The organism is Deltaproteobacteria bacterium (genome assembly GCA_016875225.1).
Taxonomy (GTDB): domain Bacteria; phylum Myxococcota_A; class UBA9160; order SZUA-336; family SZUA-336; genus VGRW01.
Window position 1 is genome coordinate 1 of record VGRW01000005.1, and the last position, 11,495, is coordinate 11,495.

The 11,495-nt window shown below is 72.1% G+C and carries 13 protein-coding genes; all 13 read right to left on the reverse strand.

Annotation, left to right across the window (positions count from 1 at the left end):
• Positions 1 to 529: acetyl-CoA C-acyltransferase (locus FJ108_02305; GenBank protein ID MBM4334733.1), on the reverse strand; the 529-nt coding region annotated here is incomplete at its 3' end.
• A gap of 123 nt (positions 530 to 652) precedes the next feature.
• Positions 653 to 1,591 carry a GTPase Era gene (locus FJ108_02310; protein ID MBM4334734.1) on the reverse strand — a complete coding sequence of 313 codons (939 nt, stop codon included), beginning with the start codon at positions 1,589 to 1,591 and terminating at the stop codon, positions 653 to 655.
• Positions 1,501 to 2,205, reverse strand: coding sequence for a ribonuclease III (gene rnc, locus FJ108_02315; protein ID MBM4334735.1), 705 nt, complete (start codon positions 2,203 to 2,205; stop codon positions 1,501 to 1,503). Before rnc ends, FJ108_02310 begins: the two co-directional genes overlap by 91 nt.
• Positions 2,189 to 3,253 (reverse strand): tRNA 2-thiouridine(34) synthase MnmA, encoded by a 1,065-nt coding sequence (mnmA, locus tag FJ108_02320; GenBank protein ID MBM4334736.1) that lies wholly within the window; start codon positions 3,251 to 3,253, stop codon positions 2,189 to 2,191. The genes rnc and mnmA overlap by 17 nt, the downstream gene beginning before the upstream one ends.
• Positions 3,254 to 3,273: 20 nt before the next feature.
• Entirely contained in the window at positions 3,274 to 4,425 is a 1,152-nt protein-coding gene (locus FJ108_02325; GenBank protein MBM4334737.1) for a cysteine desulfurase, read from the reverse strand.
• Positions 4,426 to 4,622: 197 nt separating this feature from the next.
• Entirely contained in the window at positions 4,623 to 5,012 is a 390-nt protein-coding gene (locus FJ108_02330) for a helix-hairpin-helix domain-containing protein (GenBank protein ID MBM4334738.1), read from the reverse strand.
• Positions 5,013 to 5,070: 58 nt separating this feature from the next.
• Entirely contained in the window at positions 5,071 to 6,309 is a 1,239-nt protein-coding gene (locus FJ108_02335; GenBank protein MBM4334739.1) for an aspartate kinase, read from the reverse strand.
• Positions 6,300 to 6,782, reverse strand: coding sequence for a tRNA (adenosine(37)-N6)-threonylcarbamoyltransferase complex ATPase subunit type 1 TsaE (gene tsaE / locus FJ108_02340; protein MBM4334740.1), 483 nt, complete (start codon positions 6,780 to 6,782; stop codon positions 6,300 to 6,302). Before tsaE ends, FJ108_02335 begins: the two co-directional genes overlap by 10 nt.
• Positions 6,751 to 8,355, reverse strand: a complete 1,605-nt coding sequence (locus FJ108_02345; protein ID MBM4334741.1) for an NAD(P)H-hydrate dehydratase — start codon at positions 8,353 to 8,355, stop codon at positions 6,751 to 6,753. Before FJ108_02345 ends, tsaE begins: the two co-directional genes overlap by 32 nt.
• Positions 8,352 to 8,729 (reverse strand): holo-[acyl-carrier-protein] synthase, encoded by a 378-nt coding sequence (gene acpS, locus FJ108_02350; protein ID MBM4334742.1) that lies wholly within the window; start codon positions 8,727 to 8,729, stop codon positions 8,352 to 8,354. Before acpS ends, FJ108_02345 begins: the two co-directional genes overlap by 4 nt.
• Positions 8,713 to 9,432, reverse strand: coding sequence for a pyridoxine 5'-phosphate synthase (locus tag FJ108_02355; GenBank protein ID MBM4334743.1), 720 nt, complete (start codon positions 9,430 to 9,432; stop codon positions 8,713 to 8,715). Before FJ108_02355 ends, acpS begins: the two co-directional genes overlap by 17 nt.
• Entirely contained in the window at positions 9,433 to 10,809 is a 1,377-nt protein-coding gene (locus FJ108_02360) for a phosphoglucosamine mutase (protein ID MBM4334744.1), read from the reverse strand.
• 15 nt (positions 10,810 to 10,824) lie between these two features.
• A complete protein-coding gene (locus FJ108_02365; GenBank protein ID MBM4334745.1) occupies positions 10,825 to 11,490 on the reverse strand; it encodes a hypothetical protein in 666 nt (221 codons plus the stop codon).
• Positions 11,491 to 11,495: the final 5 nt, after the last annotated feature.

Sequence of the window (11,495 nt, forward strand, 5' to 3'; positions counted from 1 at the left end):
CTTCCTGGTCCTCTCGGCTGAAGCCGTACTTGGCCGCGACCATGTCGCCGCAGTTTCCCATGTGGAAGTTCTTGTACGGGTCCCAGAGGCCGTCGTGGATCATCGTGTCGATGATCTGGCCGTTGCCCATGCGATAGCCCGCGCGGGCCTGCGGCAGCACGTACGGCGAGTTGGTCATGCTCTCCATTCCGCCCGCGACGATCACCTGCGCATCGCCGAACAGGATCTCGCGCCGCGCGAACATCACGGCCTGCAGGCCCGAGCCGCAGACCTTGTTCACCGTGATCGCGGCGACCGAGACCGGCAGGCCCGACTTGATCACCGCCTGGCGCGCCGGCGCCTGGCCCATCCCCGCGGAGAGCACGTTTCCGATGATCGCCCGCTCGACCTTTCCGGGGTCGACCCCCGCGCGCTTCACGGCCTCGCGCACCGCGACCGCGCCGAGCTCCGACGCGGAGAGGGCGCCGAGCGCGCCCTGGAACGATCCGATCGGCGTGCGGCAGGCACTCGAGATCACGACATCCGTCATTGCTGTGGCTCCCCTTCCTGGACGAGTGCTTCACGATCCCGAGCCGAGACGATTCGCTCGGAAACGGTGCGCCGACGGCGCAGAGGCGATCGCACGCTACACGAACATCGTGCGCTGCGTCAATTAGAGATACCCGAGCTCTCTCGCGCGCTTAGGCCGCTTCGTCCAGTTCTTGTCCAGCTTCACCCAGAGCGCCAGGTGGACGGTCTTGTCCAGCCGGTCCGACAGGCGCCGCCGCGCCTCGATGCCCAGCGCCTTCAGCGCGCCGCCGCCGGCGCCGAGCACGATGCCCTTCTGCGACTCGCGCTCGACCAGCAGATTCGCGCGGATCCGCAGCGCGTCGTCGGTCTCCTTCCACTCGTCGATCTCGACCGCGACTGCGTAGGGGATCTCGTCGCGGTACAGCTCGTAGACGACCTCGCGGATCTGCTCAGCGCCGAGGAAGCGCATGTTCGCGTCGGTGAGGGTGTCATCCGGAAAGAGCGCGGGCCCTTCGGGCAACAGGCCGGCCAGCGCCTCGACGAGCGCCTCGAGGCCCTGGCCGGTGAGCGCCGAGATCTCGACGATCCTCGCGAAGCGCTCCGGTCGCGGCACACGGCCAGGAGGGCCGAGGTCACACTTCGTGTGGGCCAGCACGAGCGGCCCAGGGAGCGCCGCGACGCGCTCCTCGGGCTCGTCCCAGCGTGCGCCGGCCTCGAAGAGCAGCAGGCGCAGATCCGCGCCTTCGGCAGTCTCGAGGGCGCGCTCGTTCATCCACTGGTTGAACTTTCGTTCGCCCCGGTGCAGTCCCGGCGTGTCGTGCAGCAGGATCTGCGCCTCGGGACGCGAGAGGACGCCGAGCATTCGGGCTCGCGTGGTTTGCGCCTTGGCCGAGACGATCGCGAGCTTCTCGCCGAGCAGCGCGTTCAGGAGCTGCGACTTGCCGGCGTTGGGCCGGCCGAGCAGAGCGACGAAGCCGCAGCGGTGGGCGCTCAATCGCGGTCTCCGACGAGGGCGACGAGCGCCTCCCGCGCGGCGATCTGCTCGGCGGCTTGCTTGGACGGGCCGACGCCCCTGCCGCAGACCCGCTCGCCGATCGACACCGCAACGCTGAACTCGCGCGCGTGCGGCGGGCCCGACTCGGCCAGCGTCGCGTAGACCGGAGCCGCCAGGCCCTCCGCGTGCAGCCGCTGCTGCAGCTCCGTCTTCGCGTCGCGCGGGCCGTTCTCGCGGTCGGCGAGCCCGGCGCCGAGCTCGCGCTCCAGGAATTCACGGGCGGCCTCGAGACCTGCCTCGAGGTAGAGCGCGCCGACCACGGCCTCGAAGACGTTCGCCAGGATCGAGTCTTTCTCGCGCCCGCCCTGCCGCGCCTCGCCGCGCCCGAGCCGGACCAGCTCGTCGAGTCCCAGCGCGCGTGCGTGGTCGGCGAGCGCCTTTCCGTTCACCGCGTCCGCTCGCGCGTGGGTGAGCTCGCCCTCGGAGGCCGACGGGCGCGACGACATCGCAAGCTCCGCGACGACGAGCGAGAGCACCGCATCGCCCAGGAACTCGAGCCGCTCGTTGCACGCATCCGGCTCGCCGTCCTCGTTGGCCCGGGAGCGGTGCGTCAGCGCCTGCCGGAGCAGCTCGGGCCGCGCGAAGCGGTGCCCCAGGCGTTCGCAGAGCGCTTCGAGCCGCCGCTCACTCGGCCGGGCCATCGATCCACCCTCCGCCGAGAACCCGTAGATCGGCCGCGTCGTAGACGACCGCGGCCTGTCCCGGCGCGGGCGCCCAGACCGGCTCCGCGAAGCGGATCTCCGCCCGGCCCCCGCTCGCGGTCTCGATCTCCGCCGACACGGACTTGTGTCGGTGACGGACTGCGACGCGAACCGGGCCCGCGGGCGGCTCCGCGTCGAGCCACGACGCGCCCCCGATCCGCGCGCTTCGCGCCTCGAGCGCGGGCGCGCGATCGACCACGAGCCGGTTCTCGGCCAGGCGCACCTCGCGGACGTACCAGGGCCCGCCGGACAGGCCGAGGCCGCGGCGCTGCCCCGGCGTGTAGCCGAGCGCGCCGTCGTGGCGGCCGAGCTCGGTCCCCTCCGCCGTCGTGATCGGGCCGGGCCGGGGAGCGCGATCCGGCGCGATCCGCGCGAGCGCCGCGCGGACGTCGCCGTCCGGAACGAAGCAGATCCCCTGGCTTTCGGGCTTCTCCGCCGTCACGAGGCCGAGCTCGCGCGCGAGCTCGCGGACCTGCGGCTTGCCGAGCTCGCCGAGCGGAAACGCGATCCGCGCCAGCGCCTCGCGCGGAAGGTCGAACAGGAAGTAGGTCTGATCCTTCTCGCGATCTCGCGGGCGGAACAGCCCGAGCCCGCCATCGGGCGCCGGCGCGATCCGCGCGTAGTGCCCGGTCGCGACCCCGCGCGCTCCGAGCGCCTCGGCTCGGCGCAGCAGCAGATCGAACTTCAGCACGCGATTGCAGGCGATGCACGGAATCGGCGTGCGCCCTGCGGCGTACTCGGAGGCGAACGGCTCGATCACGGCCTCGCGGAACTCGGCCCGGTAGTTCGCGGTGTAGTGGCGGATGCCGAGTGTCCTCGCGACGGCGCGCGCGTCCTCGGCGTCGGGCAGGCCGCAACACTTCTTCGCCGAGCGCGGGACGACGTCTCGCGCCGAGCCCTCGCCCAGATCCATCGTGACGCCGACGACCTCGTGCCCCGCACGCGCGAGGATCGCCGCGGCGACGGAGGAGTCGACGCCGCCGCTCATCGCGACCAGCCAGCGCTGGTTCACGTCGCGCTCGCCTTGCGCGCGCGCTCGACCACACGCGGCAGGACCTCGAGCACGCGCGCGATGGCCGCATCGTCGATTCCCGGCCCGAGGCTGAAGCGGATCGCGCTGGTGCCGAGCTCGCGCGACGAGCCCATGGCCTGGAGCACGTGCGACGGCTCGGTGGAGCCCGCGTGACAGGCGGCTCCGGTCGCGACCGCGATCCCCTCCAGATCGAGCGCCTCGACCAGCGCTTCGCCCGAGGCGCCGGGAAACGAGACGTTCAGCGTGTGAGCGAGCGTCTGCGCACGCGCGCCGTTGCGCACGGCATCCGGAAGCGCCCGCTGCAGCCCCTGCCAGAGCCGCTCGCGGAGCTGCTCGTGCCGCGCGTGCGCCACCTCGAGCTCGGACTGCGCGGCCGCGCAAGCCGCGCCGAAGCCGGCGATGCCCGGCACGTTCTCGGTGCCGGGCCGTCGGCCCCGCTCCTGCGATCCGCCGCGCAGGAGCGGCGTGAGCTCGACTCCGGGCCGGACGTAGAGCGCACCGACGCCCTTCGGCCCGCCGAGCTTGTGCGCCGAGAACGAGGCGTAGGCCACCGGAAGCGTTTCGAGCGCGAGCGGAAGCTTGCCGAGCGCCTGGACCGCGTCGGTGTGGAACGGCACGCCGCGCGAGGCGGCGCGCGCCGCGAGCTCCGCGATCGGCTGGAGCACGCCGGTCTCGTTGTTGGCCCACATCACCGAGGCGAGCCGCGTCGTCGGCGTGAGCGCGGCCTCGAAGCGCTCCGGATCGAGCCGACCGTCTCGTTCGACCGGCAGGATCGAGACGCGGCAGCCCTCGTCCGCGAGCGCGCGCAGCTCCTCGAGCACCGCCGGGTGCTCGGTCGCACAGCTCACGAGATGGACTTCGCCGCTCGAAGCCGCGTGCGCGGCGTGCCGCAGCACGGTGTTGTTCGCCTCGGTGGCGCCGCTGGTGAAGACGATCGATTCGGGCGGCGCTCCCAGGGCGTCGGCCACCTGCTTGCGCGCTCTCGCGATCACTGCGCGCGCCGCGGCTCCGAAGCCGTGCGCGCTCGACGGATTTCCGTGTACGTGCGCGAGCACGTCGGCGATCGCACGCTGCGCCTCGGGGCGAACCGGCGCGGTGGCGTTGTAGTCCAGGTACACATCAGCCATGCGCAAGACAGACTAGCGAGTTTCGGCCCTGGGTAGCCGACCTCCGCGATTCGCACCCGATCGGGCCTCCGTCGCCAGCGCGGCCCGCGCAGCGCGGCCGGCGCGCGGGGCACGCCGCTTGCTCCACCGTTGGCCCGGCTCGCGCGCCTCGACCGGACGCCCTCCTTGCCGTACCGGTCGGCAGACGCCGATCCGACTCAACTCGGACTCCTTGCTCCACAGGCCGGATCCGGCTCCACCGCGAACAGGTGGGGTCGGATCCGGTCGATCGTTTTCGGCCCGATTCCCGGCACGCGCTGCGAGAGCGCCTCGAGCGAGGCGAACGCCCCGCCGCGCTCGCGCTCGGCGACGATCGCGCTCGCGCGCATCGGGCCGATTCCCGGCACGCGCTCGAGAACCTCGGCGCTCGCCGAGTTCAGCGCGCGCGGAAGACCGAGCGCCGCCCGGGCGTCGTCGGGGAGCTCCGAGCAGGCGCAGATCGGCGCGGCTCCCACCTCCGCGAGCCGGCAGGTGCCCGCGTCGCGAACCAGCGCGAGTCGGGCGGGCGCCGCGGGAGCGCGAACGCCGAGCAGCGTCGCCCCGGCCATCAGCGCCCACAGGAGCGCGCGTGCCGGCTTCGTCTCGGCGACGCGCGGATCCAAGCGGCTAGCCCGCTTCGGGCTCGGGCGCGGCCGCGCCGAGCTCGAACGCGTCGTGAAGCGCCCGACAGGCGAGCTCGGTGTACTTCTCATCGATCACGACGGAGATCTTGATCTCCGAGGTGCCGATCATCTGGATGTTCACGCCGTGCTCGGAGAGCACACGGAACATCTTGCCGGCGACTCCGGCGTGGTCCTTCATGCCCAGACCGACGACGGAGACCTTGGAGATCCCGCCGTCCGACTTCACGCCCGCGGCGCCGAGCCCGCGCGCGATCCCCTCGACCAGCGCGAGCGCGCGCTGCATGTCGCCGCGCGCGACCGTGAAGGTCATGTCGGTGTGCCCCTGGGTCGAGACGTTCTGCACGATCATGTCGACCACGATCCCCGCGTCGGAGAGCGGCACGAAGATCTTCGCCGCGATTCCCGGCACGTCGGGAACGCCGAAGATCGTCACCTTCGCCTCGTTGCGGTTGTAGGTCACGCTCGAGACGACCAGCCGCTCGATCACTTCGCTCTCCGGAACCACCCAGGTGCCCTCCTCGTCGCTGAACGTGCTGCGCACGTGGATCGGCACGCGGTACTTCATGCCGATCTTCGCCGAGCGCACGGCGAGCACCTTCGCGCCCAGGCTCGCCATCTCCAGGATCTCGTCGTAGGAGACGCGCGGAAGCTTGCGCGCGTTGGGAACGATGCGCGGATCGCTCGTGAACACGCCCGTTACGTCGGTGAAGATCTCGCACACGTCCGCGCGAAGCGCCGCCGCGAGCGCGACCGCGGTCGTGTCGGAGGCGCCGCGGCCCAGCGTCGTGATCTCGCCCTCGTCGGTCACGCCCTGGAAGCCGGGCAGGACCGGCACGCCGCCGCGCGCGAGCTCCTCGCGGATCCGCTCGGTGTCGATGCGCAGGATGCGCGCGCGCGCGTGGTCGTCGTCGGTCTGGACCTTCACCTGCGCGCTCGTGAAGCTCCGCGAGGGCACGCCGAGGCCCTGGATCGCCATCGCCGTGAGCGCGATCGTCTGCTGCTCGCCGGTCGAGACGAGCATGTCGTACTCGCGCGGATCGGGAGCAGGCGAGATCTCGCTTGCGTACGCGACGAGCTGATCGGTGACGCCGGCCATCGCCGAGACGACCACCACGACGTCGTTACCCTGCTTGCGCGTCTCGACCACGCGCCGCGCCACGTTGCGGATGCGCTCGACCCCCGCGACCGAGGTGCCGCCGAACTTCTGGACGATCAACGCCATCGCGCTTGCAGTTCCTCTTGGATCTTTGCCGCCCGCTCGCCCCGCGCTCGGATCCGGATCTGGCGCTCCTCTGCGCCTGGCCCCGGGTCGATTCGGATCTCGAGCCGGTCGCCGGGAAGCGCCTCCGGAAAGCGCTCGGGCCACTCGACGACCAGAACGCCGCTCTGGTCGCAGAGGTCGTCGAATCCGGCGTCGAGCAGGCGAGCGTAGCTTTCTACCCGATAGAAATCCGCGTGTCGAAGCCAGACTCGGGCCGGATACTCGGCCACGATTCCGAACGTCGGGCTCGTCACCACCACGCTAGGGTCGACGCCGAGCCCCTCGGCCAGCCCCTGCACCAGGCAGGTCTTGCCCGCGCCGAGCGGGCCCGTGAGCGCAACGACGTCGCCCGCGCGGAGCTGCTCGCCGAGGATCCGGCCCAGCCGCCGGGTCTGCTCCGGGCTACGGGAAGGAACGCAGAGTTCCCGGCTCATCGGGTCTCGCCTCGCGAACTAGAAGCGCCTGGCGTGCGCTCGGGATGCGACTCGCGAGCTCCGAGGCCAGCCCGCCCGAATCCGGACCGAGATCGCCGGCCAGCCCGTGCAGATAGGTCCCGATTCGCGCCGTGTCCCAGGCGCCGAGCCGCTGGGCCAGCAGCGCGCCGAGCAGCCCCGCGAGCACGTCACCCGATCCGCCGGCCGCAAGTCCCGGCCCACCGGTCGGGTTCACGCAGATCTCGCCGCCGGGAGCTGCGATCACGCTTCGCGCTCCCTTCAGCACCGTGATCGCGCCGCTCCGCGCGGCGATCGCGCGCGCGGCAGCCGGGCGATCGGAGCCGATCGCATCGATCGAGGTGCCCAGCAGGCGAGCGGCCTCGCCGGGGTGCGGCGTCAGGATCCGCGGCGCCGTCGAGCGCAGGCGCTCGGGCTCGGCGGTGAAGGCGTTCAGCCCGTCGGCGTCGACGACGGCGGGCACGTTCGTTCGGGCGAGCAGCTCGCGCGCGAGCGCCGCGGAGCTCGCGTCCGTGCCCAGGCCGGGGCCGAGCACGAGCGCGTCGCGGCTCGCGAGCTCGCGCACCAGTGCGTCGACATGCGCGGCGCCGAGCAGACCTGTCGGGTCTCCACCGGTCGAATCATCGAGCACGACGCACATCGCCTCGGCGAGTCGGCTGGCGTAGATCGAGAGCAGCGAGCGCGGCGAGGCGAGGCTCACGAGCCCCGCGCCGCCGCGCAGCGCGCCCTGCGCCGCGAGCAGGACGGCGCCGGTCTTGCCGGGAGAGCCGCCGACGACCAGCACGTGCCCGAAGCTTCCCTTGTGGCCCGCGAGCGGCCGGGCGGGCAGCAGCGCTCGCGCGGCCTCGCTCGAGAGCACGTGCGCGTGGACGTTCGCGCGCTCGACCGACTCGGCGGGCAGACCGATCTCCGCGACCAGAATTCGCGCGCGGGTCGGCAGCAGCGCGAGGCCGAGCTTCGCGTGCCCGAAGCTCACGATCAGATCCGCGTCGAGCGCGAGCCCGAGCGGCCGACCGGTCTCGCTCGAAAGGCCCGACGGCAGGTCCACCGCGACGCAGGGCAAGCCGCTCGCGGCGAGCGCTCGCATGACCTCCGCGGTCCGGCCCTCCACCGGGCGGGTGAGCCCGGTCCCGAAGATGGCGTCGACGACGAGGTCGCAGGCCCCGAGCAGCTCCGAGAGCGCGCGCGGGCCGTCGGCAGGCTCGACCCGTACACCCGAGCTCTCGAGACGCTCGCGATTGCGCTTGGCCTCGGGGCTCTGCGAGCGGCTTCCGGCGAGATCGAGAACGACCGGAGCCACGCCGCGCCGCCGACCGGCCAGCACGCGCGCGGCGACGTAGCCGTCTCCGCCGTTGTTGCCGCCGCCACAGACGACCAGCGGACTGCGCGCGTCGGGGAAGTGCCGAGCGATCGCCTCGGCGACCGCTCGGCCGGCCGTCTCCATCAGGTCTCCGGCGGGGATCCCCAGGCGCTCGATCGCGTCGCGCTCGATCGCGCGCATCTCCGCGCCCGTCGGGCACGGCCAGCTCCGCGCTCGCGGCGCCGCCGCGCTCACGCTTCCGCCTCGACCCAGACGCTGGCCAGCGCGAAGTCTGCGTCGTGCGTGATCGTGACGAAGAGCTCGAGCGCCGCTCCCGCGAGCGGATCCCGCAGCCGAAGCCGCGGCTCGCCGCTTCGCCGCCGCGTGACCTCGAGCCCGCCGAGCGGGAGCGCCCGGCCGAGCACGCCGCGCAGGGCTGCGCGTCCGGCGCACTTCGCGGCGAAGCGCGCGGCGAGGTTCTGCTCGCCCGATCTCTTGCGCCGCGCGTACTCGAGCTCGGCGGGGCTGAACAGGCGCGCGAGCATGCGCTCGCCCCGCCGCTCGAGCGCGGCGCGGAAGCGCGGGACCTCGACCAGAGCCAGCCCGACGCCCCTAAGCGTGTCCGACAATCTGCTTCATCTCGCGCACGGCCCGCTCCATGCCGACGTAGATCGCGCGCGACACGATCGCGTGTCCGATCGAGAACTCGTCGATCAGGTCGTTCTCCGCGAGCTTGCCGACGTTTCCGTAGTCGATCCCGTGCCCGACGCCGATCTCGAGCTTGAGCTTCGCGGCGAGCCGGACCGCGTCCTCGATCCGCCGCAGCACCTCGTCGTGGTCCGGACCGCGCTCGCCGTAGCGTCCGGCGTGGAGCTCGACCGCGCGCGCCCCGACGCGATGCGCGGCCTTCACCTGCTCGAGATCGGGGTCGATGCAGAGTCCGGCCCGGATGCCCGACTCGTGCAGCGCGCGGGCGATCTCGCCGATCTCGCCGATGCGGCTCTGGACGTCGAGACCGCCCGCGCTGGCGAGCTCCTCGGGCCGTTCCGGCACGAGCGTCACCGAATCCGGGCGCACGTCGAGCGCAAGCTTCAACATCTCCTGCGTGGCCGCCATCTCCAGGCAGAGGCGGCCGTGGATCGTCTGACGCAGCACGCGCAGATCGCGATCCTGGACGTGGCGGCGGTCCTCGCGGAGATGGACGGCGATGCCGTCGGCGCCGGCGAGCACGGCGAGCGTCGCGGCCGTGACCGGATCCGGCTCCACGCCCGATCGGGTCTGCCGCACGGTGGCGACGTGATCGAGATTCACCACGAGCCGCCGCTCCGTCATCTAGCTGTTCTCCCCGATCTCGCGCTCGATCAGCGCGCAGAGCTCCAATGCCATCGTCTCGATCTCGACGCGGTCGTCACCCTCGAGCATCACGCGCGCGACCGGCTCCGTGCCGGAATAACGAACCAGCAGCCGCCCGCGACCCGCGAGCTTGCGCTCGACGCGCGCGAGCGCGGTCGAAAGCGCGGGCAGGGACTCGAGCTCCGGCTTGCTGCGCACGCGCACGGCGTGCAGCACCTGCGGCGTGCGCTCCATGACGCGAGCCAGCTCCGAGAGCGGCCGATCCTCGCGGCGCATCAGCCCCAGCACCTGAAGCGCCGTGAGCATTCCGTCTCCGGTGGTGTTCTGGTCCAGGAACACGACGTGACCGGACTGCTCGCCGCCCAGGTTGATCTTCTCGCGAAGCATCGCCTCGACGACGTAGCGATCGCCGACGTCGGCCCGCACCAGCGCCAGGCCCATTCCCGCGAGCGCCCGCTCGAGCCCGAGGTTGCTCATCACCGTTCCGACGACCGCGTCCCGCGAGAGCGCCTGGCGTCGCTTCATGTCGAGCGCGCACATGGCGAGCACCTGCTCGCCGTCCACGATCTCGCCGCGCTCGTCCACCAGCACCACGCGATCGGCGTCTCCGTCCACGGCGATCCCGACGTCCGCGCGCGACTGGCGCGCGACCGCGGCCACGTGCTCCGGGTGCATCGCGCCGCAGCCGGCGTTGATGTTGGTTCCGTCCGGCTGCCGGCCGACCGCCACGACCTCGGCGCCGAGCTCCTCGAGCACGGTGGGCGCGACCTTGTAGGCGGCGCCGTTCGCGCAGTCGATCGCGACTCTGAGCCCCTCGAGCGTGTGCTGGCGCGGGAAGGTCTTCTTCAGGAAGACGATGTAGCGGCCGGAGGCGTCGTCGATCCGGCGCGCGCTGCCGATCTCCGCGCCGAGCGCGCGGTGCGCGTCGAGCTCGGGCGCGCCCATCAGCTCCTCGATCCGGGCCTCGGCATCGTCGGGAAGCTTGAAGCCGTCGCGCGAGAAGAACTTGACGCCGTTGTCCTCGAAGGGGTTGTGCGAGGCCGTGATCATCGCGCCCGCGTCGCAGCGCATGTCGACGGTCAGGAAGGCGAGCCCGGGCGTCGGAATCGGCCCGACCTGCAGCACGTTCACGCCCATCGAGCACAGCCCCGCGGCGAGCGCGTCCTCGAGCATGTAGCCGGAGCGGCGCGTGTCCTTGCCGATCAGAACGCGCGGCGCGCGTCCGCCGGTCGGGCCGAGCCGGAACACCAGCGCCAGCGCCCTCCCGAGCTGCAGCATGACCTCCCCGGTCATCGGGTGGACGTTCGCGCGACCGCGAATCCCGTCCGTTCCGAAGAGCTTTCGCGAAGCCGCCATTCGAGTCCTCCCGCTTCAGCCGCCCTCGATCGGGTCGGGCGACGGCTCGATCTCGAGCTTGATACGGATCGGCGTGGCGCTCCTATCCTTGCGCCAGACGTGCGGGGTGCCGAGCAGCACCGGGCTCTCGAGCGTCGCGGACTCGCGCAGGCCCGACAGGTCGATGCGATCGGTGACGACCTCGCGCAGGTTGCGGATCGCGCTCCTGGCGCCCGCGATCGCGAGGTCCTTGGGCTCGATGGCGACGCGCTTCAGCTTGAAGCCTGGCGGAGGCTCGCCAACGAGGTCGGCGCGGACGGGCACCAGCTTCGAGCCCACCGGCTCGAGCGCGTAGACCAGCGTCGACGGCGAGCTCGCGACGATGCGCGCGCCGCGCGGCAGCGCGATCTGCTCCTTGTTGACTGCCAGGCGCGCCTCGCCCGCCTTCGCGCCGTCGAACGACACCGAGTAGTGCGGCGCGTTCTTCGCCACCTGTCGCAGCGCCGCGCGGCTTCCCATCACACGCAGGTTGATCTCGTGCGCCGATTCCTCGACGACCACCAGCTCCTCCGGGACGCCCTCGACCTGGATCGGAATGTCGAAGCTCTGCTCTGCGTCGGTGACGCCCTGGGCGGAGGCCCAGAGGACGCATGCGATCAGGAGCGCCACGATCTTGTAGAGCAGATGGTCGAAGATCCACATCGCGA